The 24,523-nt window shown below is 69.3% G+C and carries 35 protein-coding genes; 29 read left to right on the top strand and 6 right to left on the bottom strand.

Annotated features, from left to right (window positions below; genetic code table 11):
* Window positions 1-2 precede the first annotated feature (2 nt).
* The 23 genes from rplP to truA all read left to right on the top strand — a co-directional run bounded on the left by rplP (window position 3) and on the right by truA (window position 13,594).
* Window positions 3-422 carry a 50S ribosomal protein L16 gene (gene rplP / locus NQO67_RS33895; protein ID WP_255954215.1) on the top strand — a complete coding sequence of 140 codons (420 nt, stop codon included), beginning with the start codon at window positions 3-5 and terminating at the stop codon, window positions 420-422.
* Window positions 422-646: a 50S ribosomal protein L29 gene (gene rpmC, locus NQO67_RS33890; protein ID WP_255954214.1), complete on the top strand. Its 225-nt coding sequence runs from the start codon at window positions 422-424 to the stop codon at window positions 644-646. The genes rplP and rpmC overlap by 1 nt, the downstream gene beginning before the upstream one ends.
* Window positions 646-936, top strand: a complete 291-nt coding sequence (gene rpsQ, locus NQO67_RS33885; protein ID WP_255954213.1) for a 30S ribosomal protein S17 — start codon at window positions 646-648, stop codon at window positions 934-936. Before rpmC ends, rpsQ begins: the two co-directional genes overlap by 1 nt.
* Before the next feature lie 231 nt (window positions 937-1,167).
* Window positions 1,168-1,536: a 50S ribosomal protein L14 gene (gene rplN / locus NQO67_RS33880; protein WP_030174545.1), complete on the top strand. Its 369-nt coding sequence runs from the start codon at window positions 1,168-1,170 to the stop codon at window positions 1,534-1,536.
* Window positions 1,537-1,538: 2 nt separating this feature from the next.
* Window positions 1,539-1,862, top strand: coding sequence for a 50S ribosomal protein L24 (gene rplX, locus NQO67_RS33875; protein ID WP_255954212.1), 324 nt, complete (start codon window positions 1,539-1,541; stop codon window positions 1,860-1,862).
* Window positions 1,862-2,422, top strand: coding sequence for a 50S ribosomal protein L5 (gene rplE / locus NQO67_RS33870; RefSeq protein ID WP_255954211.1), 561 nt, complete (start codon window positions 1,862-1,864; stop codon window positions 2,420-2,422). Before rplX ends, rplE begins: the two co-directional genes overlap by 1 nt.
* Before the next feature lie 5 nt (window positions 2,423-2,427).
* A complete protein-coding gene (locus NQO67_RS33865) occupies window positions 2,428-2,613 on the top strand; it encodes a type Z 30S ribosomal protein S14 (RefSeq protein ID WP_003948630.1) in 186 nt (61 codons plus the stop codon).
* 105 nt (window positions 2,614-2,718) lie between these two features.
* Window positions 2,719-3,117: a 30S ribosomal protein S8 gene (rpsH, locus tag NQO67_RS33860; protein WP_255954209.1), complete on the top strand. Its 399-nt coding sequence runs from the start codon at window positions 2,719-2,721 to the stop codon at window positions 3,115-3,117.
* A gap of 24 nt (window positions 3,118-3,141) precedes the next feature.
* The gene (rplF, locus tag NQO67_RS33855) at window positions 3,142-3,681 is read left to right on the top strand and encodes a 50S ribosomal protein L6 (RefSeq protein WP_255954208.1); all 540 of its coding nucleotides are present in this window, start codon (window positions 3,142-3,144) and stop codon (window positions 3,679-3,681) included.
* A 3-nt stretch (window positions 3,682-3,684) separates the two neighbouring features.
* Window positions 3,685-4,068, top strand: coding sequence for a 50S ribosomal protein L18 (gene rplR / locus NQO67_RS33850; protein ID WP_255954207.1), 384 nt, complete (start codon window positions 3,685-3,687; stop codon window positions 4,066-4,068).
* A gap of 37 nt (window positions 4,069-4,105) precedes the next feature.
* Window positions 4,106-4,711 (top strand): 30S ribosomal protein S5, encoded by a 606-nt coding sequence (gene rpsE / locus NQO67_RS33845; RefSeq protein ID WP_255954206.1) that lies wholly within the window; start codon window positions 4,106-4,108, stop codon window positions 4,709-4,711.
* Window positions 4,711-4,893, top strand: a complete 183-nt coding sequence (gene rpmD / locus NQO67_RS33840) for a 50S ribosomal protein L30 (RefSeq protein WP_095748087.1) — start codon at window positions 4,711-4,713, stop codon at window positions 4,891-4,893. Before rpsE ends, rpmD begins: the two co-directional genes overlap by 1 nt.
* Window positions 4,894-4,895: 2 nt before the next feature.
* Window positions 4,896-5,348 (top strand): 50S ribosomal protein L15, encoded by a 453-nt coding sequence (gene rplO, locus NQO67_RS33835; RefSeq protein WP_255954205.1) that lies wholly within the window; start codon window positions 4,896-4,898, stop codon window positions 5,346-5,348.
* 230 nt (window positions 5,349-5,578) lie between these two features.
* Window positions 5,579-6,892 carry a preprotein translocase subunit SecY gene (gene secY, locus NQO67_RS33830; protein WP_255954204.1) on the top strand — a complete coding sequence of 438 codons (1,314 nt, stop codon included), beginning with the start codon at window positions 5,579-5,581 and terminating at the stop codon, window positions 6,890-6,892.
* Window positions 6,892-7,551, top strand: coding sequence for an adenylate kinase (locus tag NQO67_RS33825; RefSeq protein ID WP_255954203.1), 660 nt, complete (start codon window positions 6,892-6,894; stop codon window positions 7,549-7,551). The genes secY and NQO67_RS33825 overlap by 1 nt, the downstream gene beginning before the upstream one ends.
* A 335-nt stretch (window positions 7,552-7,886) precedes the next feature.
* Window positions 7,887-8,729, top strand: a complete 843-nt coding sequence (map, locus tag NQO67_RS33820) for a type I methionyl aminopeptidase (RefSeq protein ID WP_255954202.1) — start codon at window positions 7,887-7,889, stop codon at window positions 8,727-8,729.
* A 341-nt stretch (window positions 8,730-9,070) separates the two neighbouring features.
* The gene (gene infA / locus NQO67_RS33815; protein ID WP_003948620.1) at window positions 9,071-9,292 is read left to right on the top strand and encodes a translation initiation factor IF-1; all 222 of its coding nucleotides are present in this window, start codon (window positions 9,071-9,073) and stop codon (window positions 9,290-9,292) included.
* 58 nt (window positions 9,293-9,350) lie between these two features.
* Window positions 9,351-9,464, top strand: a complete 114-nt coding sequence (gene rpmJ, locus NQO67_RS33810; RefSeq protein WP_003974245.1) for a 50S ribosomal protein L36 — start codon at window positions 9,351-9,353, stop codon at window positions 9,462-9,464.
* A gap of 252 nt (window positions 9,465-9,716) precedes the next feature.
* Entirely contained in the window at window positions 9,717-10,097 is a 381-nt protein-coding gene (gene rpsM, locus NQO67_RS33805; protein ID WP_255954201.1) for a 30S ribosomal protein S13, read from the top strand.
* A gap of 60 nt (window positions 10,098-10,157) precedes the next feature.
* Window positions 10,158-10,562: a 30S ribosomal protein S11 gene (gene rpsK, locus NQO67_RS33800; protein WP_007443997.1), complete on the top strand. Its 405-nt coding sequence runs from the start codon at window positions 10,158-10,160 to the stop codon at window positions 10,560-10,562.
* Between the two features lie 278 nt (window positions 10,563-10,840).
* Window positions 10,841-11,863, top strand: coding sequence for a DNA-directed RNA polymerase subunit alpha (locus tag NQO67_RS33795; protein WP_255954200.1), 1,023 nt, complete (start codon window positions 10,841-10,843; stop codon window positions 11,861-11,863).
* A 215-nt stretch (window positions 11,864-12,078) separates the two neighbouring features.
* The gene (gene rplQ / locus NQO67_RS33790) at window positions 12,079-12,591 is read left to right on the top strand and encodes a 50S ribosomal protein L17 (RefSeq protein ID WP_255954199.1); all 513 of its coding nucleotides are present in this window, start codon (window positions 12,079-12,081) and stop codon (window positions 12,589-12,591) included.
* Window positions 12,592-12,736: 145 nt separating this feature from the next.
* The gene (truA, locus tag NQO67_RS33785) at window positions 12,737-13,594 is read left to right on the top strand and encodes a tRNA pseudouridine(38-40) synthase TruA (RefSeq protein WP_255954198.1); all 858 of its coding nucleotides are present in this window, start codon (window positions 12,737-12,739) and stop codon (window positions 13,592-13,594) included.
* 45 nt (window positions 13,595-13,639) lie between these two features.
* Here truA and NQO67_RS33780 read toward each other — a convergent pair whose 3' ends face one another.
* Entirely contained in the window at window positions 13,640-14,605 is a 966-nt protein-coding gene (locus NQO67_RS33780) for a hypothetical protein (RefSeq protein ID WP_255954197.1), read from the bottom strand.
* A 458-nt stretch (window positions 14,606-15,063) separates the two neighbouring features.
* Here NQO67_RS33780 and rplM point away from each other — a divergent pair, with 458 nt between their 5' ends.
* The 4 genes from rplM (at window position 15,064) to NQO67_RS33760 (ending at window position 19,151) form a co-directional block, all read left to right on the top strand.
* Window positions 15,064-15,507: a 50S ribosomal protein L13 gene (gene rplM, locus NQO67_RS33775; protein WP_255954196.1), complete on the top strand. Its 444-nt coding sequence runs from the start codon at window positions 15,064-15,066 to the stop codon at window positions 15,505-15,507.
* A gap of 43 nt (window positions 15,508-15,550) precedes the next feature.
* Window positions 15,551-16,060 carry a 30S ribosomal protein S9 gene (gene rpsI, locus NQO67_RS33770; RefSeq protein ID WP_255954195.1) on the top strand — a complete coding sequence of 170 codons (510 nt, stop codon included), beginning with the start codon at window positions 15,551-15,553 and terminating at the stop codon, window positions 16,058-16,060.
* A gap of 581 nt (window positions 16,061-16,641) precedes the next feature.
* Window positions 16,642-18,000 (top strand): phosphoglucosamine mutase, encoded by a 1,359-nt coding sequence (glmM, locus tag NQO67_RS33765; protein WP_255954194.1) that lies wholly within the window; start codon window positions 16,642-16,644, stop codon window positions 17,998-18,000.
* A 140-nt stretch (window positions 18,001-18,140) separates the two neighbouring features.
* A complete protein-coding gene (locus NQO67_RS33760; RefSeq protein ID WP_255954193.1) occupies window positions 18,141-19,151 on the top strand; it encodes an alpha/beta fold hydrolase in 1,011 nt (336 codons plus the stop codon).
* Window positions 19,152-19,288: 137 nt separating this feature from the next.
* Here NQO67_RS33760 and NQO67_RS33755 read toward each other — a convergent pair whose 3' ends face one another.
* From NQO67_RS33755 to NQO67_RS33740, 4 genes are all read right to left on the bottom strand, one after another.
* A complete protein-coding gene (locus tag NQO67_RS33755; RefSeq protein ID WP_255954192.1) occupies window positions 19,289-19,645 on the bottom strand; it encodes a hypothetical protein in 357 nt (118 codons plus the stop codon).
* A 176-nt stretch (window positions 19,646-19,821) separates the two neighbouring features.
* Window positions 19,822-20,097, bottom strand: coding sequence for a hypothetical protein (locus NQO67_RS33750; protein ID WP_255954191.1), 276 nt, complete (start codon window positions 20,095-20,097; stop codon window positions 19,822-19,824).
* A gap of 362 nt (window positions 20,098-20,459) precedes the next feature.
* On the bottom strand, window positions 20,460-20,735 hold the full coding sequence (locus tag NQO67_RS33745; protein WP_255954190.1) for a hypothetical protein: 276 nt from the start codon (window positions 20,733-20,735) through the stop codon (window positions 20,460-20,462).
* Between the two features lie 654 nt (window positions 20,736-21,389).
* Window positions 21,390-22,028 (bottom strand): hypothetical protein, encoded by a 639-nt coding sequence (locus NQO67_RS33740; RefSeq protein WP_255954189.1) that lies wholly within the window; start codon window positions 22,026-22,028, stop codon window positions 21,390-21,392.
* 399 nt (window positions 22,029-22,427) lie between these two features.
* Between NQO67_RS33740 and NQO67_RS33735 the strand changes: the two genes are divergently transcribed.
* Both NQO67_RS33735 and NQO67_RS33730 read left to right on the top strand, forming a co-directional pair.
* Window positions 22,428-22,796 (top strand): holo-ACP synthase, encoded by a 369-nt coding sequence (locus tag NQO67_RS33735; RefSeq protein ID WP_255954188.1) that lies wholly within the window; start codon window positions 22,428-22,430, stop codon window positions 22,794-22,796.
* Window positions 22,797-22,974: 178 nt separating this feature from the next.
* Window positions 22,975-23,823, top strand: coding sequence for an NmrA family NAD(P)-binding protein (locus NQO67_RS33730; RefSeq protein ID WP_255954187.1), 849 nt, complete (start codon window positions 22,975-22,977; stop codon window positions 23,821-23,823).
* A gap of 110 nt (window positions 23,824-23,933) precedes the next feature.
* On the opposite strand, the gene NQO67_RS33725 is transcribed toward NQO67_RS33730, so the two are convergent.
* Window positions 23,934-24,434, bottom strand: coding sequence for a hypothetical protein (locus NQO67_RS33725; RefSeq protein ID WP_255954186.1), 501 nt, complete (start codon window positions 24,432-24,434; stop codon window positions 23,934-23,936).
* Between the last annotated feature and the right edge of the window lie 89 nt (window positions 24,435-24,523).

Below are 24,523 nucleotides of genomic sequence, written 5' to 3'. Positions count from 1 at the left end.
ACATGCTGATCCCCCGTAGGGTCAAGCACCGCAAGCAGCACCACCCGAAGCGCAGCGGTATGGCCAAGGGCGGTACGCAGGTCGCGTTCGGCGAGTACGGCATCCAGGCGCTCACCCCGGCCTACGTCACCAACCGCCAGATCGAGGCGGCTCGTATCGCGATGACCCGCCACATCAAGCGTGGCGGCAAGGTCTGGATCAACATCTACCCGGACCGTCCGCTCACCAAGAAGCCCGCCGAGACCCGCATGGGTTCCGGTAAGGGTTCGCCGGAGTGGTGGATCGCGAACGTCAAGCCGGGTCGGGTGATGTTCGAGCTGTCCTACCCGAACGAGAAGATCGCGCGCGAGGCCCTGACTCGTGCGGCGCACAAGCTGCCGATGAAGTGCAAGATCGTCAAGCGCGAGGCAGGTGAGGCGTGATGTCGACCGGAACCAAGGCATCCGAGCTGCGCGAGCTGGGCAACGAGGAGCTTCTCGGAAAGCTCCGCGAGGCCAAGGAAGAGCTGTTCAACCTCCGCTTCCAGGCGGCGACCGGACAGCTCGAGAACCATGGCCGGCTCAAGGCCGTCCGCAAGGACATCGCGCGGATCTACACCCTCATGCGTGAGCGCGAGCTGGGCATCGAGACGGTGGAGAACGCCTGATGAGCGAGACGAACGTGACCGAGACCAACAACAAGAGCGAGCGCGGCTTCCGCAAGACCCGCGAGGGCCTCGTCGTCAGCGACAAGATGGACAAGACCGTCGTCGTCGCCGTCGAGGACCGCGTCAAGCACGCGCTGTACGGCAAGGTCATCCGCCGTACCAGCAAGCTCAAGGCGCACGACGAGCAGAACGCTGCCGGCGTGGGCGACCGTGTCCTGCTCATGGAGACCCGGCCGCTCTCCGCCACCAAGCGGTGGCGGATCGTCGAGATCCTGGAGAAGGCCAAGTAGTTCTGCGGGGGCCTCGTCCCCGCAGGCCCCCGCTGGGGGCTCCCCCCGGGCCTCGGCCGCTGGGAGGTGGCCCCGCGCGAGGGCTTCGGCCCGGCCGGGTGCGCGGTGTGAAAGCGCCGCGCACCCCGGCCCGGCCGGTCATATGAATTCCTGCGGGTACTCCGCAGGACGGTTCCGCCAGGCTCTTCGGCTGATCCCCGAAGGGAACCGGCAGACGATCAGGAGAAAGACGTGATCCAGCAGGAGTCGCGACTGCGCGTCGCCGACAACACGGGCGCGAAGGAGATCCTTTGCATCCGTGTGCTCGGTGGGTCCGGTCGCCGCTACGCGGGCATCGGTGACGTCATCGTCGCCACCGTCAAGGACGCGATCCCCGGTGGCAACGTGAAGAAGGGTGACGTCGTCAAGGCGGTCATCGTTCGCACCGTCAAGGAGCGCCGCCGTCCGGACGGCTCGTACATCCGCTTCGACGAGAACGCCGCCGTCATCCTCAAGGGCGACGGCGACCCCCGCGGCACCCGTATCTTCGGCCCCGTCGGCCGTGAGCTGCGCGAGAAGAAGTTCATGAAGATCATCTCGCTCGCGCCGGAGGTGCTGTAGGCATGAAGATCAAGAAGGGCGACCTGGTCCAGGTCATCACCGGCAAGGACAAGGGAAAGCAGGGCAAGGTCATCCAGGCCTACCCCAAGCTCGACCGCGTCCTCGTCGAGGGTGTCAACCGGGTCAAGAAGCACACCAAGACCGGCCAGACCGCGCGCGGCTCGAAGACCGGCGGCATCGTGACGACCGAGGCCCCGATCCACGTGAGCAACGTTCAGCTCGTCGTGGAGAAGGACGGCAAGAAGGTCGTCACCCGTGTCGGCTACCGCTTCGACGAAGACGGCAACAAGATCCGCGTTGCCCGGCGGACCGGTGAGGACATCTGATGACTGCTGCCACCACCGCACCGCGTCTGAAGACGCGCTACCGCGAAGAGATCGTCGGCAAGCTGCGTGACGAGTTCAAGTACGAGAACATCATGCAGGTTCCCGGCCTCACCAAGATCGTGGTCAACATGGGTGTGGGCGACGCCGCCCGCGACTCCAAGCTGATCGAGGGCGCCATCCGCGACCTCGCCACGATCACCGGTCAGAAGCCGGCCGTCACCAAGGCCCGCAAGTCCATCGCGCAGTTCAAGCTGCGTGAGGGGCAGCCGATCGGCGCCCACGTCACGCTCCGTGGCGACCGCATGTGGGAGTTCCTGGACCGCACCCTGTCGCTCGCGCTGCCGCGCATCCGCGACTTCCGTGGTCTGTCCCCCAAGCAGTTCGACGGCCGTGGCAACTACACCTTCGGTCTCACGGAGCAGGTCATGTTCCACGAGATCGACCAGGACAAGATCGACCGCGTCCGGGGTATGGACATCACCGTGGTGACCACGGCGACCAACGACGCTGAGGGCCGCGCGCTCCTCCGTCACCTCGGCTTCCCCTTCAAGGAGGCGTGAGCGAGATGGCGAAGAAGGCTCTGATCGCGAAGGCTGCCCGCAAGCCGAAGTTCGGTGTGCGCGGTTACACCCGGTGCCAGCGGTGCGGCCGTCCGCACTCCGTGTACCGCAAGTTCGGCCTGTGCCGCGTGTGCCTGCGTGAGATGGCGCACCGCGGCGAGCTGCCGGGCGTCACCAAGAGTTCCTGGTAGTCACCACTACGCCGCAGGTCCCCGCGTCGCACCCGTCCCGTCCCTGTACGGGGAGAGGGATGACGCAGACAGGAAACCGCGGCGAGAAAGGCCACAGGCCAATTCATGACCATGACCGATCCGATCGCAGACATGCTGACCCGTCTGCGTAACGCGAACTCGGCGTACCACGACGACGTGTCGATGCCGCACAGCAAGATCAAGTCGCACATCGCGGAGATCCTCCAGCAGGAGGGTTTCATCACGGGCTGGAAGACCGAGGACGCCGAGGTCGGCAAGAACCTCATCCTCGAGCTGAAGTTCGGCCCGAACCGTGAGCGCTCCATCGCGGGCATCAAGCGGATCTCCAAGCCGGGTCTGCGGGTCTACGCGAAGTCCACCAACCTGCCGAAGGTGCTCGGCGGCCTGGGCGTGGCGATCATCTCCACGTCGCACGGGCTCCTCACCGACAAGCAGGCCGGCAAGAAGGGCGTGGGTGGGGAAGTCCTCGCCTACGTCTGGTAACGGAAGGGAACGGAGGAAACAGCTATGTCGCGCATCGGCAAGCTCCCCATCCCGGTTCCCACCGGCGTGGACGTCACCATCGACGGCCGCACGGTCTCGGTGAAGGGCCCCAAGGGCTCTCTCGCCCACACCGTCGCCGCGCCGATCGATGTCGCCAAGGGCGAGGAGAACACCCTTGTGGTGACCCGCCCGAACGACGAGCGGCAGAACAAGGCCCTGCACGGCCTGTCCCGCACGCTGGTGGCGAACATGATCACCGGTGTGACCACGGGATACGTGAAGAAGCTGGAGATCAGCGGCGTCGGTTACCGTGTCGCGGCGAAGGGCTCCAACCTGGAGTTCTCGCTCGGCTACAGCCACCCGATCCTCGTCGAGGCCCCCGAGGGCATCACCTTCAAGGTCGAGAACCCGACCCACTTCTCGGTGGAGGGCATCGACAAGCAGAAGGTGGGCGAGGTCGCCGCCAACATCCGCAAGCTCCGCAAGCCCGACCCGTACAAGGCCAAGGGTGTCAAGTACGAGGGCGAAGTCATCCGCCGCAAGGTCGGAAAGGCGGGTAAGTAAGCCATGGCATACGGTCAGAAGATCGCCAAGGGCGACGCCTACAAGCGCGCCGCGATCAAGCGCCGCCACATCCGGATCCGTAAGAAGGTCTCGGGCACGGCCGAGCGTCCGCGCCTGGTCGTGACGCGCTCGAACCGCCACATCGTGGCCCAGGTCATCGACGACCTGAAGGGTCACACCCTGGCGTCGGCGTCTACCCTGGACAGCTCGATCCGCGGTGGCGAGGGCGACAAGTCCGCGCAGGCCGGCCAGGTCGGTGCGCTGGTCGCGGAGCGCGCCAAGGCGGCGGGCGTCGAGGCCGTCGTGTTCGACCGTGGTGGCAACAAGTACGCCGGGCGCATCGCCGCCCTGGCGGACGCCGCCCGCGAAGCCGGGCTCAAGTTCTGAGCCTGCCGTAGCTAGCGGAACAGAGAGAGGTAATCCAATGGCTGGACCCCAGCGCCGCGGTGGCGGTGCCGGTGGCGGCGAGCGGCGGGACCGGAAGGGCCGTGACGGCGGCGCAGCTGCCGCCGAGAAGACCGCGTACGTTGAGCGCGTCGTCGCGATCAACCGCGTCGCCAAGGTTGTGAAGGGTGGTCGTCGCTTCAGCTTCACCGCGCTGGTCGTGGTGGGCGACGGTGACGGCACCGTGGGTGTCGGATACGGCAAGGCCAAGGAGGTGCCGGCCGCCATCGCCAAGGGTGTGGAGGAGGCCAAGAAGCACTTCTTCAAGGTCCCCCGGATCCAGGGCACCATCCCGCACCCCATCCAGGGCGAGAAGGCCGCAGGCGTCGTCCTGCTGAAGCCGGCCTCCCCCGGTACGGGTGTGATCGCCGGTGGTCCGGTGCGCGCCGTCCTGGAGTGCGCCGGTATTCACGACGTGCTGTCGAAGTCGCTCGGCTCCGACAACGCCATCAACATCGTGCACGCGACCGTGGAGGCCCTGCGGGGCCTGCAGCGTCCCGAGGAGATCGCGGCCCGCCGCGGTCTGCCGCTGGAGGACGTCGCGCCCGCAGCCCTGCTGCGGGCCCGTGCCGGAGCGGGTGTGTGATGGCGCAGCTGAAGATCACACAGACGAAGTCGTACATCGGCAGCAAGCAGAACCACCGTGACACCCTGCGGTCGCTTGGTCTCAAGGGGATCAACACCGTGGTCGTCAAGGAGGACCGTCCCGAGTTCCGCGGCATGGTGCACACCGTCCGCCACCTGGTGACGGTCGAGGAGGTCGACTGATCATGGCGGAGCAGAAGCCGCTCAAGATCCACAACCTCCGTCCGGCCCCCGGCGCCAAGACCGCCAAGACCCGTGTGGGTCGTGGTGAGGCGTCGAAGGGTAAGACGGCCGGTCGTGGTACCAAGGGCACCAAGGCTCGCTACCAGGTTCCGGAGCGCTTCGAGGGCGGCCAGATGCCGCTCCACATGCGCCTCCCGAAGCTCAAGGGCTTCAAGAACCCGTTCAAGGTCGAGTACCAGGTCGTCAACCTGGACAAGCTCGCCGCGCTCTACCCCGAGGGTGGCGAGGTCACGGTCGACGGTCTGGTGGCCAAGGGCGCCGTTCGCAAGAACTGCCCGGTCAAGGTCCTCGGCCAGGGTGAGGTCTCCGTTGCGCTGACCGTGACGGTGGACGCCGTCTCCGGCTCGGCCAAGGAGAAGATCACCGCAGCAGGCGGAAGCGTCACCGAGAGCTGATCCGGTGACCTGAAGCATCCGACCGGGGATACCACAAATGGGGTATCCCCGGTTGGTCATTCCACGGGGGCAGTGTCGCCGGTAAGGTGACCTGGACTGCCAACTTCCGCGCGGGTGGCGCCCCTGAGTGCCCCTCGCGCCGGTTGACAGTCACCTGTACACACCCACTCGTCGAACCTCAAGACCGTCACCTCTGACGCACGTGCGCGGGGGTCGCTGCAGGAGGCACCGTGCTCACCGCGTTCGCCCGGGCGTTCAAGACGCCCGACCTGCGCAAGAAGCTGCTCTTCTCGCTCGGCATCATCGTGGTGTACCGCATCGGTACACACATCCCGATCCCGGGCGTCAGCTACAAGAACGTCCAGACCTGCATGGATCAGGCCAGCGCCAACCAGGGTCTGTTCGGTCTGGTGAACATGTTCAGTGGCGGCGCACTACTCCAGATCACCGTCTTCGCGCTCGGGATCATGCCGTACATCACGGCGAGCATCATTCTTCAGCTGCTCACCGTGGTGATCCCGCGCCTGGAAGCCCTCAAGAAAGAGGGCCAGGCCGGCACCGCGAAGATCACACAGTACACCCGCTACCTCACGGTCGCCCTGGCCGTGCTACAGGGCACCGGCCTGGTGGCCACCGCCCGCAGTGGCGCGCTCTTCCGGGGCTGCCCGGTCGCCACGGAGATCGTCCCCGACCAGTCGATCTTCACCACCATCGTCATGGTGGTGACCATGACCGCGGGTACCGGCGTCGTCATGTGGCTCGGTGAACTCATCACCGACCGCGGCATCGGCAACGGCATGTCGATCCTGATGTTCATCTCGATCTGCGCCACCTTCCCGTCCCGCCTGTGGGCGATCAAGAAGCAGGGCTCCCTCGCGGGCGGCTGGATCGAGTTCGGCTCCGTGCTGCTGATCGGCCTGGTCATGGTCGGCCTGGTGGTCTTCGTCGAGCAGGCGCAGCGCCGCATTCCGGTCCAGTACGCCAAGCGCATGATCGGCCGCCGTTCGTACGGTGGCACATCGACCTACATTCCGATGAAGGTGAACCAGGCGGGTGTGATCCCCGTCATCTTCGCTTCGTCGCTGCTCTACATTCCGGCCCTGGTCGCCCAGTTCGCCAGCGGGACCTCCGGCTGGAAGACCTGGATCGAGACCAACCTGACCAAGGGCGACCACCCGATCTACATCTCGATGTACTTCCTGTTGATCGTGTTCTTCGCGTTCTTCTACGTGGCGATCTCGTTCAACCCCGAGGAAGTCGCCGAGAACATGAAGAAGTATGGTGGTTTCATCCCAGGTATCCGTGCCGGACGCCCGACTGCTGAATACCTGGGATACGTCCTCAACCGGATCACCTGGCCGGGTTCGCTCTATCTGGGTGTTATCGCTCTCGTGCCGACGGTGGCACTGGTTCTCTTCCAGGCCAACCAGAACTTCCCGTTCGGTGGTACCAGCATCCTCATCGTCGTGGGTGTCGGACTTGAGACGGTGAAGCAGATCGAGAGCCAGCTTCAGCAGCGCAACTACGAAGGGTTCCTCCGCTGATGCGAATCGTCCTCGTCGGACCGCCCGGTGCCGGCAAGGGAACGCAGGCTGCGTACCTCGCCAAGAATCTGTCGATCCCGCACATCTCGACGGGTGACCTCTTCCGGGCCAACATCAGCCAGGGCACCGCGTTGGGCAAGCAGGCGAAGGCCTACATGGACGCGGGGAACCTGGTTCCCGACGAGGTCACCATCGCCATGGCCAAGGACCGCATGGAGCAGCCGGACGCGCAGGGCGGTTTCCTGCTCGACGGCTTCCCGCGGAACGTCTCTCAGGCCGAGGCGCTGGACGAGATGCTGAAGGCCGAGTCCATGAAGCTGGACGCGGTGCTCGACCTGGAGGTCCCCGAGGACGAGGTGGTCAAGCGGATCGCCGGCCGCCGCGTCTGCCGCAACGAGTCGAGCCACGTCTTCCACGTGACCTACGCGCCGCCGAAGCAGGAGGGCGTCTGCGACACCTGCGGCGGCGAGCTCTACCAGCGCGACGACGACCGCGAGGAGACCGTCCGCAAGCGCCTCGAGGTCTACCACACCCAGACCGAGCCGATCATCGACTACTACCGGTCCCAGGGCCTGGTCGTCACGATCGCCGCGCTGGGGAAGGTGGAGGAGGTCACGGAGCGGGCGATGTCCGCGCTGCGAGGTGACCGGGCGGCCTAGGCGCTGCCAGGCGGCCTGGGGCCGCCACTGCGTCCTTAAGCCTTAAGGGGCGCGGGGAACTGCGCGAGCAACCATCCACCGGCCGGTGGCCGGGAAACGGCAGACACTGCCCCTTCGGGCCGGTGACGACCCGCAGGGTCGCTGGGTGGTTGGGCGCGCATTTCCCCGCGCCCCTTTTTCGGCGCCCCGGTGCCACCCAGGGCGCAGGGGGGTACCTCCGAAGTGCGGGGCGCCGTATCGGTGGTCCCGCGGCCGTATCGTGGGAAGGTCCGTACACGCGTACCCGCGTGCCCGCACGGTCCGTGGACACCCGGGCCAGAAAGGCGACAGCCGCCATGGTGCAGATCAAAACTCCCGAGCAGATCGCCACGATGCGTGCCGCAGGCCTGGTGGTGGCCGCCGTGCACGAGGCGACCCGGGCGGCGGCGGTGCCGGGGGCCACCACCAAGGACCTCGACGACATCGCCCGCAAGGTGCTCGCCGAGCACGGCGCCACCTCGAACTTCCTCGGCTACGGCGGCTTCCCTGCCACCATCTGCACCTCGGTGAACGAGGTCGTCGTGCACGGCATCCCCAGCTCCGACGTGGTCCTCAAGGACGGCGACATCATCTCCATCGACGCGGGCGCCGTGGTCGACGGCTGGCACGGCGACGCAGCGTTCACCGTGTTCGTCGGTACCGGACACGCACCGGAGCTGGTCGAGCTGTCCCGGGTGACCGAGGAGTCCATGTGGGCGGGCCTGGCCGCGATGAAGAACGGCAACCGCCTGGTCGACGTCTCCCGCGCCATCGAGACCTACATCCGCCGCCAGCCCAAGCCCGGCGGCGGCAAGTACGGCATCATCCAGGACTACGGCGGGCACGGCATCGGCACCGAGATGCACATGGACCCGCACCTGCTGAACTACGTGGAGCGGCGGCGCGGCAAGGGCCCCCGCCTGGTGCCCGGGTTCTGCCTGGCCATCGAGCCCATGGTGAGCCTCGGCACACCGAAGACCGAGGTGCTCGACGACGAGTGGACCGTGGTCACCCTCGACGGCAGCTGGTCCTCGCACTGGGAGCACACCATCGCCCTCACCGAGGAGGGCCCCCTGGTGCTCACCGCGCCGGACGGGGGCAAGGCGAAGCTCGCGGAGTACGGGATCACCATCGCCCCGGACCCTTCCGCAACGTCTTGAGGCCAGGGGAGACCCCGACGCACGGTCTCAGGAGCCCGGGGACACCCCCACGCCAAGTCGCGAGCGACAGCCCGGCGCCCGCTGCATAATGATCTGTGCGGCCGGGAATCCATCTCCTCAGCGGGTCGCGTGCCGTAAGGGCGATTCGTCTTTCCGGGTGCACTGACGTAGACTGACTCGTCGGCTCTCGTGCACCCGCGTCTTCGCATGCGTTTCCCCCGCCCCTAGGGGCCACGGCGCTCATGCGGTCCGCGTCCACCCTGCCCATCCCCGGGTGAGGTCCCGCAAAGGCGTGGGGGCCATCGGGAGTCGGCTCAGGTAGTCGATTCGAAGGGCGAAGCGTGGCCAAGAAGCAAGGTGCCATCGAGATCGAGGGCACTGTCGTCGAGTCTCTTCCGAACGCAATGTTCAAGGTCGAGCTCCAGAACGGCCACCAGGTCCTGGCGCACATCAGCGGCAAGATGCGCATGCACTACATCCGCATCCTCCCTGACGACCGGGTCGTGGTGGAGCTGTCTCCGTACGACCTCACGCGCGGCCGGATCGTTTACCGCTACAAGTAGATCTTGCCTGCGCCCCGCTCCCGTGGGGTGTGGCACTGACCCGGAGAACCTCGATCCCATGAAGGTCAAGCCGAGCGTCAAGAAGATCTGCGACAAGTGCAGGGTGATCCGCCGTCACGGTCGGGTCATGGTCATCTGCGACAACCCGCGCCACAAGCAGCGCCAGGGCTGACGCGGGGGCCATCCCCCTTCTTGCACCGCAGATTTTCACGCGACGCAGCACGATACGTTCCTACGCAGGGCCCGGATCCACCCTCCCGGACGGCTCAGGCCGCCTGGGAGGTACTCGTGGATCCGATACCTCCGGTCGGAGGCCGGGGACCCAGTCGTACCAAATCGCCGCCGGACGAATGTGCCGGCGGCGAGGCTGGCGGCTGGGAGGCGGCACTGCGACAGACCTCCGAGAAGCAACTGGAGCCATTGCATGGCACGCGTTTCCGGTGTTGACATCCCGCGCGACAAGCGCGTGGAAGTCGCCCTCACCTACGTGTTCGGCATCGGCCGGACCCTCTCCCAGCAGGCGCTGGCGGCCACGGGCGTGAACCCCGACACCCGCGTCCGCGACCTGTCCGAAGAGGACCTCGTCAAGATCCGCGAGTACGTGGACAACAACATCAAGACCGAGGGTGACCTCCGCCGTGAGGTGGCCGCCGACATCCGCCGCAAGGTCGAGATCGGCTGCTACCAGGGTCTGCGGCACCGCCGTGGCCTGCCCGTCCACGGCCAGCGCACCAGCACCAACGCGCGCACCCGCAAGGGTCCGCGTCGCGCCATCGCCGGCAAGAAGAAGCCGGGCAAGAAGTAGTCCTCAGCGGTCGATCGACAGCGAACGCTGCGGGACCGACCACCTCCACGGGAGAAATACATGCCTCCGAAGGGCCGCCAGGGCGCTACCAAGAAGGTGCGCCGCAAGGAAAAGAAGAACGTCGCTCACGGGCACGCCCACATCAAGAGCACGTTCAACAACACCATCGTCTCGATCACCGACCCGACCGGCAACGTGATCTCCTGGGCCTCCGCCGGCCACGTCGGCTTCAAGGGCTCGCGCAAGTCGACCCCGTTCGCCGCGCAGATGGCCGCCGAGTCGGCCGCCCGCCGCGCGCAGGAGCACGGCATGCGCAAGGTGGACGTCTTCGTCAAGGGCCCGGGCTCCGGCCGCGAGACCGCGATCCGCTCCCTCCAGGCCACCGGCCTCGAGGTCGGCTCCATCCAGGACGTCACCCCGACCCCGCACAATGGCTGCCGTCCGCCCAAGCGGCGCCGGGTCTGAGGTCCGATCCGGCCGCGGTTCGGTGTCCGGCTGGGGGTGTGGGGGTCGTCCCCCACAGGTCGCAGTACGGCTGCCGTCCGCCCAAGCGGCGCCGGGTCTGAGGTCTGCCTCGGGTCCCTGTGATCCGGGTTTCGGGTACGGGTGGCGCGGTTCCTTCGGGACCCGCCACCCGTACCCTTGCAGTACGCCGTGTGGGCGGCCACGCGCCGTCGTCATGCACACGGTCCCCGTCGGGCGTCATATAGCGGGCGCCCACGACAGAAGGATCTGATCACCACATGCTGATCGCTCAGCGTCCCTCGTTGACCGAAGAGGTCGTCGACGAGTTCCGCTCCCGGTTCGTGATCGAGCCGCTGGAGCCGGGCTTCGGCTACACCCTCGGCAACTCCCTGCGCCGTACGCTCCTCTCCTCGATCCCGGGTGCGGCGGTCACGTCCATCCGCATCGACGGTGTCCTGCACGAGTTCACCACCGTGCCGGGCGTCAAGGAGGACGTCACCGACCTCATCCTCAACATCAAGCAGCTGGTCGTGAGCAGCGAGCACGACGAGCCCGTCGTGATGTACCTGCGCAAGCAGGGCCCCGGCCTGGTCACCGCCGCCGACATCGCGCCGCCCGCCGGTGTCGAGGTGCACAACCCCGACCTGGTCCTCGCCACGCTCAACAGCAAGGGCAAGCTGGAGATGGAGCTGACCGTCGAGCGCGGTCGCGGCTATGTCTCCGCCGTGCAGAACAAGCAGGTCGGCCAGGAGATCGGCCGGGTCCCGGTGGACTCGATCTACTCGCCGGTGCTCAAGGTCACGTACAAGGTCGAGGCGACCCGTGTCGAGCAGCGCACCGACTTCGACAAGCTGATCGTCGACGTCGAGACCAAGCAGGCCATGCGGCCGCGTGACGCCATGGCGTCGGCCGGTAAGACCCTGGTCGAGCTGTTCGGCCTGGCCCGCGAGCTGAACATCGACGCCGAGGGCATCGACATGGGTCCGTCCCCGACGGACGCCGCGCTCGCCGCCGATCTCGCGCTGCCGATCGAGGAGCTGGAGCTCACCGTCCGGTCGTACAACTGCCTCAAGCGTGAGGGCATCCACTCCGTGGGTGAGCTCGTTGCGCGCTCCGAGGCGGACCTGCTCGACATCCGCAACTTCGGTGCGAAGTCGATCGACGAGGTCAAGGCGAAGCTGGCCGGCATGGGCCTGGCGCTCAAGGACAGCCCGCCCGGATTCGACCCGACGGCTGCGGCGGACGCCTTCGGCGCCGACGACGACGCCGATGCCGGGTTCGTGGAGACCGAGCAGTACTGATTGGCTGGGGGTACCCCAGAGGATCGCAACGTCGAGACCGAGCAGTACTGAGCTCGGGACTCGTCGCCGGATGCTCACTGCGGGCCGGTCCCTGGCCGGCCGCGCAGTTCCCCGCGCCCCTTACGGGGCGTGGGGTCTCCGACGGGCAACCCCGCCCGCTCGGATACTGACCCCGGTACCTGACACGGCCGGGGCAGACACCTAGGAGAAACACGATGCCGAAGCCCACCAAGGGTGCCCGTCTGGGCGGTAGCGCCGCGCACGAGCGGCTGATCCTGGCGAACCTTGCCAGGTCCCTCTTCGAGCACGGACGCATCACCACCACCCAGGCGAAGGCTCGCCGGCTGCGGCCGTACGCCGAGCGTCTGATCACCAAGGCGAAGAAGGGCGACCTTCACAACCGCCGTCAGGTGCTTCAGGTGATCACCGACAAGGGCGTCGTCCACACGCTCTTCACGGAGATCGGCCCGCGCTACGAGAACCGGCCGGGTGGTTACACCCGTATCACCAAGATCGGCAACCGCCGGGGCGACAACGCGCCCATGGCCGTGATCGAGCTGGTGGAGGCCCTCACCGTGGCCCAGCAGGCCACCGGCGAGGCCGAGGCGGCGACCAAGCGCGCCGTCAAGGAGGACACCGCCAAGAAGGCCGAGGCCAAGGCGGACGAGGCGACCGAGGCTGAGGCTCCGGCCGAGGCCGAGGGCACCGAGGAGTCCAAGGACTCCTGAGTTCCGGCGCCCCGCGCGTGACAGGGCCCGTGGTCCCCGGTTCGCCGGGACCACGGGCCCTGTTCTGCGTCCCTGGCGGGGTACGGGGTCGTGCACACAGCAGCAGGTTCGGCCCGGCGCGGCCGTGAGGGAGAGGAGCGGTCCCGTGGCGGACGACGTGGCACCCGGACACGTACGGGTGCGGTTGGACCTCGCATACGACGGGGCGGAGTTCCACGGCTGGGCCAAGCAGGCCGGGGGGCGGCGCACCGTGCAGGGCGAGGTGGAGGACGCCCTGCGTGTCGTGCTGCGCTCTGCTGGGACATACGAGCTGACCGTGGCCGGGCGCACCGACGCCGGCGTGCACGCACGCGGCCAGGTGGCCCATGTCGACCTGCCCGCCGAGCTGTGGGCCGAGCACCACGAGAAGCTGCCGAAGCGGCTCGCCGGGCGGCTGCCGCGCGATGTGCGGGTGTGGTCCGTCAGCGCGGCGCCCAGCGGCTTCAACGCGCGTTTCTCGGCCGTCTGGCGCCGCTACGCCTACCGGATCTCCGATCACCCCGGCGGCGTCGACCCGTTGCTGCGCGGCCATGTGCTCTGGCACGACTGGTCGCTGGACGTGGCCGCGATGAACGAGGCGGCGCAGCGGCTCGTCGGAGAGCACGACTTCGCGGCCTACTGCAAGAAGCGTGACGGTGCCACCACCATCCGCACCCTCCAGCAGCTCGCCCTGGAACGCGGCGCGGACGGATTGATCACCGCGACGGTGCGGGCGGACGCCTTCTGCCACAACATGGTGCGCTCGCTGATCGGGGCGCTGCTGTTCGTCGGCGACGGACACCGCCCGCCCGACTGGCCCCGCAAGGTGCTGGACGCCGGGGTGCGGGACTCGGCGGTGCACGTGGTGCGGCCGCACGGGCTCACCCTGGAGGAGGTCGGCTACCCGGCCGACGAACTGCTCGCCGCGCGGAGCCGCGAGGCCCGCAACCGGCGTACGGCGCCCGGCGCGGCGTCCTGCTGCTGAGCCGGTCCCGGCCAGCCGCCGCTACGGGCCCCGACCCGCCGCCCCCTACTCCGTCGCCGCCGCCGAGGCCTGGACCTGGCCGCGGTGCAGGATCTGGCGGAAGGTGTACTCCGCCAGGTTGTCGCCGGCCGCGAAGACGTCGTCGTCGCCCTTCGTGACGTCCTTGCCGGAGGTGAAACCGGCGACGGTGAAGTACGCGTAGCGGCCGTAGGAGTTGGCCGTGTGGCGGCAGATCGCGGTAGTGCAGAACGAGGAGATGCCGGAGCCGGAGAGCGCGAGCACGTTGCCGCTGTCGGTCTGCTTGACGGCCTTGGCGGCCTGGGTGTCGTTGTCGAAGACGGCGACACCGACGGTGACCGCGACACCGCCCTTGGAGTAGCTGGAGCGGATCACACGGATGCAGTGGTTGCTGTCGAGCGCCTGGCCGAGGTCGCCGTGGGTGACAGAAGCACAGCTCTTCGTGTCGTCGGTGCCGCCCTGCTTGTACGACCGCTCGCCCATGGTGACCGTGTCGTCGGGGAAGAGGGTGCCGGCGTTGAGCGGTGCCTTGTCCTTCTTCGCGCTGGACACGTAGTCCTTCGGGTCCGGTGGGGGAGGGGGCGTGGTGTTCGCGAAGGACGGGTCGGGCTCGGAGGACTTGCTGGGGATGTCGGCGGTGCTGGGCAGGTGGTCGGAGGGCTTGTCCGCGGTGTCGTCCCCGTTCGTGGAGACGACGGCGATCGCCACGGCGGCGCCCACGACGACGGTGGCGAGCGCGGCGCCGCCGATCATCAGCCACTTGCGGCGGCGGTTGCGCGCCTCGGAGGCCTCGGCGAGCGCTCCCCAGTCCGGCGTCTGCGACCCCGAGCCCCACTGCGGCTGCGGCTGCTGCGGTCCGGACTGCCAACCCTGTTGCGGGTTCTGTTGTGGGTGCTGCTGCGGACCGTTCTGGCCCTGTTGCGTGCCCCACTCCGGGGGCTGCGACCCCGGTCCCCCGGGGCCCCACTGGGGTCCCCCCTGCCCAAAGCTCATGGCCGCATTTTAAACGGGTGCGCGCCGGCGGCTCAGGCCCGGGCGGTGGGGGAAACGGGGCGGTCGGAAGGAGAAATTCCGGTGGTCTCGGTCGACTCCGCGTCGGAGCCGGTGCGGCATCCGGTACGGCATGCTGGGAAGTACCGAAGGCCGCGCCCTCGGGGGCGCCGCGGCGTCGACGGGTCACGCCGCAGGGTGCGCGGGTGCCGTTTTGACCCGTGCGCCCTTGGATCGGTATCCTGCTGGATCGTTATGTGTATTGGCTTTCTCATTCTCACGTGAGGGGCCCTTACACCGGTCCACCGGGCCGATGACCAGCGGCACGTACTCGGTTTGCGTCGACCGGGACTGCCAGGGCTGTCGTGATCGTCCGTGGTGGCCATGTCAGGACCTACTACCCCAGTTCCCGCCCGGGTCCGGGGTGTCCCCATCACTGAAGAGAACGAAGGCTACGAACCGTGCGTACGTACAGCCCCAAGCCCGGCGATGTGACGCGCCAGTGGCACGTCATCGACGCTCAGGACGTCGTTCTGGGCCGCTTGGCCTCCACCGCCGCCAGCCTCCTGCGGGGGAAGCACAAGCCGATCTACGCACCCCACGTCGACACCGGTGACTTCGTCATCATCATCAACGCCGACAAGGTGCACCTGTCCGGAAACAAGCGGACCCAGAAGATGGCCTACCGCCACTCGGGATACCCCGGCGGTCTGCGCTCCGTCCGCTACGACGAGCTGCTTGAGAAGAACCCCGAGAAGGCCGTCGAGAAGGCCGTCAAGGGCATGCTCCCCAAGAACACCCTGGGCCGTCAGATGCTCTCCAAGCTGAAGGTCTACGCGGGTGACCAGCACCCGCACGGCGCCCAGCAGCCGGTGCCGTTCGAGATCACTCAGGTCGCGCAGTAAGTCCGGCCACACCCCCTAACACGAAGAGAACCTGAGGAGCATCGTGGCCGAGACCACTGCCGAGCAGCCGCTCGAAGAGATCGACATCGACCAGTACACGAGCGAGTCGGTGCCCGTCGAAGGCGAGTACACCAGCGAGTCGCTGGCGTCCCGCTTCGGCGAGCCGCAGCCCGCCGCCGGCCTGGGGCGTCGCAAGAACGCCATCGCCCGGGTCCGGATCGTCCCCGGCACCGGCCGGTGGAAGATCAACGGTCGCACCCTTGAGGACTACTTCCCGAACAAGGTGCACCAGCAGGAAGTCAACGAGCCCTTCAAGGTGCTGGAGCTCGAGGGCCGCTACGACATCGTCGCCCGGATCGCCGGTGGCGGCGTCTCGGGTCAGGCCGGCGCCCTGCGCCTCGGCGTGGCCCGCGCGCTGAACGAGGCCGACGTCGACAACAACCGCGGCCCGCTGAAGAAAGCCGGCTTCCTGCGTCGTGACGACCGTGCGGTCGAGCGCAAGAAGGCCGGTCTGAAGAAGGCCCGCAAGGCACCGCAGTACAGCAAGCGCTGATCTCAGGCACTGCTGGCACGGCCCGGCCCCTGGTCGGGTCCCGGCTTTCGGCCCCGGTTCCGTTCCGGGTCTGCCCGTTGGGTGCAGGCCCGTTCGGCCGGGGCCGAGTGCCGTCCGGTGCCCATCCGGGCGCGGCCCGTTCGCGTACGAACCGGCCGGCACGCCTTCCGGCAGCTGGGTGCGGCACGTCCGGCCCCGGGGCTTCAGGGCCCCGCGGTGCGGGCATGGCGCGGATATGGCACGGATATGGCGCGGGAGAGACATCACACGCCCCAGCGGCACGCAGTGTGCCGCCGGGGCGTTTGTCACCTGGGACCGCTTGGAACCGCTCGGGATCGCCTTCGATCACTTCAGGTTGCGCAGGCCATGCGGGTCCCACAGAGCCCATCGCTCTCGTGAGTCTCCTGGCTCGCGTGCATCTCCCCTGCCCCGGGGATCTCACGGCTCTCTGGCGTCTCTCAAGCATCTCGGGCATATAACGGCATAAGATTTCAGGAAGCTTCCGCGAGCCGACCGATCCGGAGAGCTTCCGTGGCGGCCAGGCCGCCTTCCCCAGGACGGCGAAAGTTCGGAGGACACCAGTGGGACGACTCTTCGGCACGGACGGCGTGCGCGGTGTCGCCAATGCGGATCTCACGGCGGAGCTGGCGCTCGGCCTGTCCGTGGCGGCGGCGCATGTGCTCGCCGAGGCGGGTACCTTCGAAGGCCACCGTCCCGTGGCGGTGGTCGGCCGGGATCCGCGGGCGTCCGGGGAGTTCCTGGAGGCCGCGGTGGTCGCCGGTCTCGCCAGCGCCGGAGTGGACGTGCTGCGCGTCGGCGTGCTGCCGACGCCCGCGGTCGCCCATCTCACCGGTGTGCTCGACGCGGACTTCGGCGTGATGCTCTCCGCCAGCCACAACCCCATGCCCGACAACGGCATCAAGTTCTTCGCACGCGGCGGCCACAAACTCGCCGACGAGCTGGAGGACCGGATCGAGCGGGTCTACGAGGAGCACCGCACCGGCGCTCCCTGGGACCGCCCCACCGGCACCGGAGTCGGCCGCGTCAAGGCCTACGAGGAGGGCTTCGACCGTTACGTCGAGCATCTCCTCGCCGTGCTTCCGAACCGGCTCGACGGGCTCAAGGTGATCCTGGACGAGGCGCACGGCGCCGCATCCGGGGTCTCCCCGGCCGCGTTCACCCGGGCCGGCGCCGAGGTCATCACGATCGGCGCCGAGCCGAACGGGCTGAACATCAACGACGGCTGCGGCTCCACCCACCTGGACCTGCTCAAGGCCACCGTCGTCGAGCACGGTGCCGACCTCGGCATCGCGCACGACGGCGACGCCGACCGCTGCCTGGCCGTGGACCACACCGGCGCCGAGGTCGACGGCGACCAGATCCTCGCCGTGCTGTCGCTGGCCCTGCGCGAGCGGGGCGCGCTGCCCGCGGACACCGTCGTCGCCACCGTCATGTCCAACCTCGGCTTCAAGCTCGCCCTGGAGCGCGAGGGACTCTCGCTGGTGCAGACGGCGGTCGGCGACCGGTACGTCCTGGAGGAGATGAAGGAGCACGGCTACGCGCTCGGTGGCGAGCAGTCAGGTCACGTCATCGTGCTGGACCACGCCACCACCGGCGACGGCACGCTGACCGGGCTGCTGCTGGCGGCCCGGGTCGCCCAGACCGGGCGGCGACTCGCCGACCTGGCGGCCGTCATGCAGCGGCTGCCGCAGGTGCTCATCAACGTCCGGGACGTCGACAAGTCCCGCGTGACGACCTCCGCCGAGCTGGCCTCCGCGGTCGCCGACGCGGAGCGCGAGCTGAGCCCGACCGGTCGGGTCCTGCTGCGGCCGTCCGGCACCGAACCGCTGGTGCGCGTCATGGTGGAGGCCGCCGACAGCGACCAGGCCCGCACCGTGGCGGGCCGGCTCGCCGACGCGGTGAAGTCGGCCCTCGGGTAGCGCGCGGGACCTACGCCGGCCGCCGCCGGCACACGCAACCGCCGACACACGTATCAGGAGCGCGACGAAACATCCTCGGATAGGAGATCGTGGGGCATTCGGGCATTTGCTCCCTTTCTCCCATCTCTCCCGGGGTTTCCATGCGCACTGACACGGCCACCGCACCGCACGCCTCCCTGCCCGCCGCAGGCGGGCAGTCATCGGCTCAAGTGCACGTGTCGGAGCGGACGCTGCACTTCGACGGGTTCACTTACCACTGCCGGATCGTGCACCAGGACGCCGCGACGACCCCGCCCATGGTGCTGCTGGGCGGCTCGTCGCAGAACCGGCACGCCTGGCTGCGCCACCAGAAGTGGCTCTCCGAGCCGTGCACCCTGATCACCGTGGACCTGCCCGGCTACGGTGCCGCGGACTTCCTGCCGGTCGGCTACGGCATCGACTTCCTCGCCGCCACCGTCCGGCACATGCTGACCGAACTGGGCGTGGCGCGGGTCAACATGGTGGGCGCCTGCTTCGGCGGCGCCATCGCGCTGCGCTTCGCCCAGCACTACCCGGACCACCTGGCCCGGCTGGTGCTGGCCGGGATGACGTTGAGCGTGCCCGAGGAGTACGCCGCCGCGGTACCGCGCTGGGCGGGCATGCTGGAGCGCGGTGAGCTGGCGCAGGCGGCCACGGAGTTGGTGGCGCGGTTCATGTCCCCGGCCGGCGGTGCGCCGGTGCGCAAGCGCGAGGTGGTCTCCCGGCTGCTGTACCAGCAGTTCATGGGGCAGTCGGCGGACGACGTGCGCAAGGTGCTGGAGCACAACGTGCGTCTGCTGCGCCACGAGTGGTACCGGCCCGAGCCGGTGCCCGCGGTGCCCGGCCTGGTCTTCACCGGCGAGTGCGACACACTCACCACGCCCGCCATGGGGCGTGCGGTGGCGGCCGCGCTGCCCTCGGCCGTCTTCACGACCGTCAGGGAGGCCGACCACCTGGTGTCGGTGGAGCGGATGGCGGAGTTCTCCGACCTGCTCGTCCGGTTCTGCACGGGGCGCCCGCTGACCGGGCTGGCGTACTGCCACCCGTCCGAGGTGCCGGTCGGCGCGCCGGCCGGGCCCGACATCCGGGTGCCGCGGGCGTGGGGCGGCCCGATGCACCAGACGCCCGTCTGAGGTCCCGTGCCGATGCCGGGCCCCGCTCGGACGGCTCGGCACGCGGCCTGCACGGCAGGCCGAAACGGCGCATGGCCGGCCCGGATGGCTCCTCCGGGCCGGCCATGCGCCGTTTCGCGTCGGTGCGTGCCCGCGCGTCAGGGCAAGCTGATGTGCGGGGGCTGGAAACCCTTGGGCGCCGAGACCGAGTTGGAGCAGTCGACCTGCGCGCCGACCCTCGTGACGCCCTCCTGCTGCCCCGGGCTGCCCTGCGGCCGCACCACGCGGTTCGTGGAGGTCGTCTCGCAGCTCTTGGACTGGTGGACGTGCGTGGTGCCGTCCTTGGACTGGTACACGGTGTCGGACTTCTCGACGTGGACGCAGGTGACGTTGCCCTGGTCGTCGCGGGTGCACCCGTTGGAGGTCTCACCGTAGGCGTGGGCGATGCCGGCGCAGGTGAGGGCGAGGCCGCCCAGTAGCCCGGTGACGGCTGCGAACTTCTTCCGGCTGAGCATGTGCGGTCCTTCCGGATCGGTGCCCGGGGCATGGGCGCGGGCGCCGGGTCGGCGTCGGGCCCGGAACCCGCAGGCGAATCGAAGTGGTGACGGGAATGGGCCCCGGTACCGTGCGTGCGGCTCGGATTCCGGGGCCCACTCTCAGATGCTGCTCAGGTGCCTGTGGCGGCGGTGCGTCACTTGCCGCCCGCAGTGTTGGCGCAGGTCAGGTCCGAGCCCTGCTCGAAGGACTGGGCGCCCGGGTTGCCCTCGCCGCTCAGGAGGTTGCCGAGCACGCCGTTGGCGACACCGATGTTGTTCAGCAGCGCGATGTTCAGGTCGTGCGACTTGCAGGTGTTGCTCTGCGTGAGGTCGAGGCTGCCCCCGTCACCGGCGGCGGCGGTGCCGGCGCCGACGAACCCGATGCTGCCGAGCATGGCGACAACGACAGCAGCCTTCTGCATCTTGCGCATTTCTTCTCCGTTGCATGAGTGCGATACGTCCTGAATGAACGCATTCGTACAGTTATGAGAGATTAGGGAGTCCGGTTTCCCCGCGGGGGGCGACGCGCTGACGTGCGGGGCACATTGAGTCATCTGGCCTATCGCCGGCAGGCGTTGGTCCTGGCCGGTGCGCGGGCAGCAGAACGGCGGCGGGCCATCCCCGAGATGGTGGCCGCCGCCGTTGCGTTCCGCGGTTCGTGCGGTGCTCGCCGTGCGGCCGGCGGGTGCCGGCCTTCCGGGGAGCGGGAATGGGTCCCGGCCCGAGCGGTGGCGCGGAAACGGGACCCATTCCATGTGAGGCTCGGGTGGCCGTGCTTGGCCGCCTGAGGGGCTCAGCCAGCGGCGTTCGAGCAGGCCACGTCCGAGCCCTGCTCGAAGACCTGGGCGCCCGGGTTGCCCTCGCCACCGAGGGCGTTGCCCGCGAGGCCGTTGAGGACACCGATGTTGTTCAGCGCGGCGATGTTCAGGTCGTGCGACTTGCAGGCGTTGCTCTGCGTGATGTCGAGGTCGCTGCTGCCCCCGCCGTAGGCGGCGGCGGACCCGGCGCCGGCAAGGCCGATGGTGCCGAGCATGGCGACCACGAGGGCGGCCTTCTGGATCTTGCGCATGTGTTCTCCGTTGTGTGAGTGCGGATACGGCCCGAATGGGCCGGATTCGTACATTCACGAAGATTAATGGCGAATAGCCGCATATGTTCATTGGCGCGCTGGGCGTGTGGTGTTGAAGTGCTCCATCCGGACTCCGGCGGAGCGCAGGGCGACCCTTGTGTCACGCGGCCGAGCGGGGTTGAGGGGGCGCCGAAGGCGGGGCCAGAAACACCCGTTCGGCCGTCGACTCGCGGGCGTGTCACGGAGTCGGCCGGTGTAGGCGGCACGTGAGGGGGGCCGGATTCGGTGCTGTGCAGAGATGCGCGGCTCGCGCTGCGTGCGGTACTTGGGCGACGTGGTGCGGGTGCGGTGCTGCCGCGGGCGTCGCCCCCCGGCGTCGCCACGCCGTGTGCGCCCCGGGCCGGCCACGGCCGGCCACGGCCGGTCACGTGCGTGGGCCCTTCGGAAGGGGTCTTCCGAAGGGCCCACGGAGTTGGTGTCGCGGCCGCGACGTCCCGGCCGTCCGGCCGGTGTACGGGTGATCAAGTCGGCGCGCGGGACGGTGCCCCGGGCGCGCGAAGGGAGGGGCGGGGCGACGGGGCCCGGCTCGTGCGTACCGCAGCCGGCCGCGCTACCGGGCCGGTCGACCGTCTTCGCCGGATCGACCGACCGTGGTCACTGGGTGAGGCTGAAGACGTTGTTCACGGCGTGCGGCGCGGCCTGGAGCACGTTCTGGGACGCGGTCCCGGGCGTGTCCTGGGGTGCCGCCTGCGGGGCCAGCTGGGGAGCGGCCTGCTGGACGACCGCGGTCGGCGCCTCGGCCGTCTGCGGGGAGACCAGGGGTCGCGAGGCGACCTGCTGTGCGGTCTCCAGCGTCCCCTGCGGGGTGGCGCGGAGCACTCCTTCCGGGCTGGTCTGCAACGCGCTCTGCATGACGGTCTGCGGAGCGCTCTGGGTGTCCCGGCCCACCACCGCGGCCGGCTGGCCCGCGAGCTGCTCGGCCGGTGCCAGCGCCGTATGTCCGAAACCCTGCGTCGTGACCTGCCGGGGCGCAGCGGTCACCGCGTGCTCGGCGTCGGTGGCCGGTGCGGCCACCGCCTGGAGCGGTGCGGCCTGCTGGAGCACCGAGGTCTGGGGCGCGTTCTGCGTCGGGGCGAACTGCTGGAGGCCGATCTGTGCGGGCGCGGCCGGCGGCTGGGCGATGGTCTGGCTCTGGTCCGGGGTCGCGGAGTCGGCGACGCCGACCCCGGCTCCGACGCCCGAGAGGCTGCCGACGGCGATGGCCAGAACGGCCACTTTCTGAAGTCTGCGCATGGAGCTCTGAGTTCCTTCACTTGCCTTGGCGTGGGCATTCGGTTACCCACAGCGACCGCACGCACGCTAACAGTAGTTGTCTTCTCGTACGCTTCCGCCGGACACCCCCGTGTCGGCCCGCCGCGTGCGGCGTTCACGCACTCGCCGAGCGCCTTCGCCTAGGTGGTGCCCGGTGCGCGGTACCCGGGCCGGCTCGCCCTCGGGCCGCCCGGGTCAACCCTGCGTACGCCGGAACGCCCCATTGGCGGAACGCTGCTGGGTGGACCTGGACTTGGCAGGTGTACGGCCCGGCCCCGGCTGCGACGTGCGCGGGCGCCGTGCGCCGGGCCGGCCGGTGCCCGGGGGAGTGAGACACTGGCCGGCGGGCCGTGGACCGGGCAGCGTAGGAGTGAGCGAACAGTGATCATCGGGGTGGGCATCGACGTCGCCGAGATCGAACGCTTCCGTGCCTCCCTGGAGCGCACGCCCAGCATGGCCGACCGACTCTTTCTCGCCAGCGAGTTGGTGCTGCCCAGCGGCGAGCGGCGCGGCATCGCGTCCCTGGCGGCCCGGTTCGCCGCGAAGGAGGCGCTGGCCAAGTCGCTCGGCGCGCCCGGCGGGCTGCGCTGGACGGACGCGGAGGTCTACGTCGAGGACTCCGGCCGGCCGCACCTCAGGGTGCGCGGCGCGGTGGCGGCGCGCGCCGCGGAACTGGGCGTGAAGTTCTGGCACATCTCCCTCAGCCATGACGCGGGGGTGGCGTCGGCCGTGGTGATCGCGGAGGGCTGAAGGCGCAGAAGGTGGGGCTTTAGAGGTCGCTTAGTCCCCCTTAAGGACCGGGCCGGAGCCGTCCCGTCAGCGCGTGTACGGTCAACCTCTGCTCATCAGAGTCGACTTGGGCCGCCACCACCACACCGTGCGTGGCGCAGCCCCGGCTCTCGGCGCTCATCTTGGAGGGGGAACTCCCTTGATCGTAGTAACCGGAGCGACCGGCAACATCGGACGCCACCTCGTCGGCCAACTGCTCGCGGAGGGCGCGACCGTGCGTGCCATCAGCCGCGAGCCCGCAGCCGCCAACCTCCCGGACGGGGTCGAGGTCGTCAAGGCCGACCTCAGCGACCCGACCACCATCGGCTCGGCGTTCAGCGGCGCCGAAGCGGTCTACCTGAACCTGGCCGCCTCCGGCGTGCAGGGCGGCGCAGCCCCGGTCGTCAAGGCCGTGGCCGAGGCCGGCGTGAAGCGCATCGTGCTCAACTCGTCGTCGTCGGTGACGTACAAGGGCGCCGAAGAGGGCATGATCGCGCGCGCCCACGCCTTCGCCGAGAAGACGGTGCGCGACGCCGGCGTCGAGTGGACCTTCGTGCGCGGCGGCATGTACGCGGCCAACGCCCTTCAGTGGGCCGCGTCCATCAAGGCCGACGGTGTGGTGCGCGGCCCGTTCCCGGACGCCGTCGCCGCGCCGGTCCACGAGGCCGACCTGGCGGCCGTCACGGCCCGCGCCCTGCTGGACGGCGCGCACGCCGGCACGTCGCCCACCGTCACGGGCCCCGCCGCGGTGACCCTCGCCGAGCAGGTCGCCGCGATCGGCAAGGCCATCGGCCGCGAGATCACCTTCGAGACGGTCTCCCCCGAGGCGGCCGTCGAGGCGCTGGCGACCGACCGGTTCCCCAAGGACGCCGCACAGCAGCTCGTCGACTTCCTGGGCTTCACCGTCGGCAGCACGCCGGAGATCACCGACGAGGTCGAGCGCATCACCGGCAAGCCCGCCCGCACCTTCGAGCAGTGGGCCGCCGACCACGCGGACGACTTCCGCTGAGCAGCTGATCGGCATGGTAGGGGTGGCGGCACCAGCCGCTGCCCCGGTCAGCCCATGACCTGCCGTCAGCCCATGACCCCGCCGGTCAGGCCGCGATCGGCCGCCGGCGGTCACCCCACGGCCGTGCGCACCCGCCCCGTGGGCCGTCGCCCGTCATAGGCGTACACGTCGACCCGTACCCGTGCCCGCGGACGTGCCGGGACCAGCGAGAACGCCAGGATCCCGCCCTCTCCGTCACGGGCCACGGTGCGCACCCGCACGGCGGACGCGGGGGAGACGACGACGGTACGGCCCCGGGCGCACCCGCCGGTCACCGCGATCACCCGCAGACCCGCACCGCCGCCGGTCAGCGCGCCGTGCTCACGCCGCGGCAACCGCGAACCACCGTCCGGCGCGGGCGGCACACCGTCGTCCGGCGCACCGAGCCGGGTCACCGTGAGACCTTCGGCACCACGGTAGAAGGTGGTGCCGCATATGCGCAGCGGTGGCGCCGCATTCGGCACCTGGCGCGGGGCGCAACCGGCCACCGTGCACAGGCCGCAGAACACGGCAGTGGCGAGCAGCATCACGACCCCCCGGGCGGGCGCCGTCAGCCGGTTTCCCGGCAGCACGGCCCCTCTCCTCCCGTGCCCCGGCAGCATCGCACCCCTCCCCCCACGGCATCGACGGTCACGGTGTAGAGGCTGTTCATGGGCAGAAC

The sequence above is a fragment of the Streptomyces odontomachi genome (assembly GCF_024435355.1).
Lineage (GTDB): Bacteria > Actinomycetota > Actinomycetes > Streptomycetales > Streptomycetaceae > Streptomyces > Streptomyces odontomachi.
Note: the sequence above shows the minus strand (reverse complement) of the source record. Positions and strands in the feature narration are given on the sequence as shown.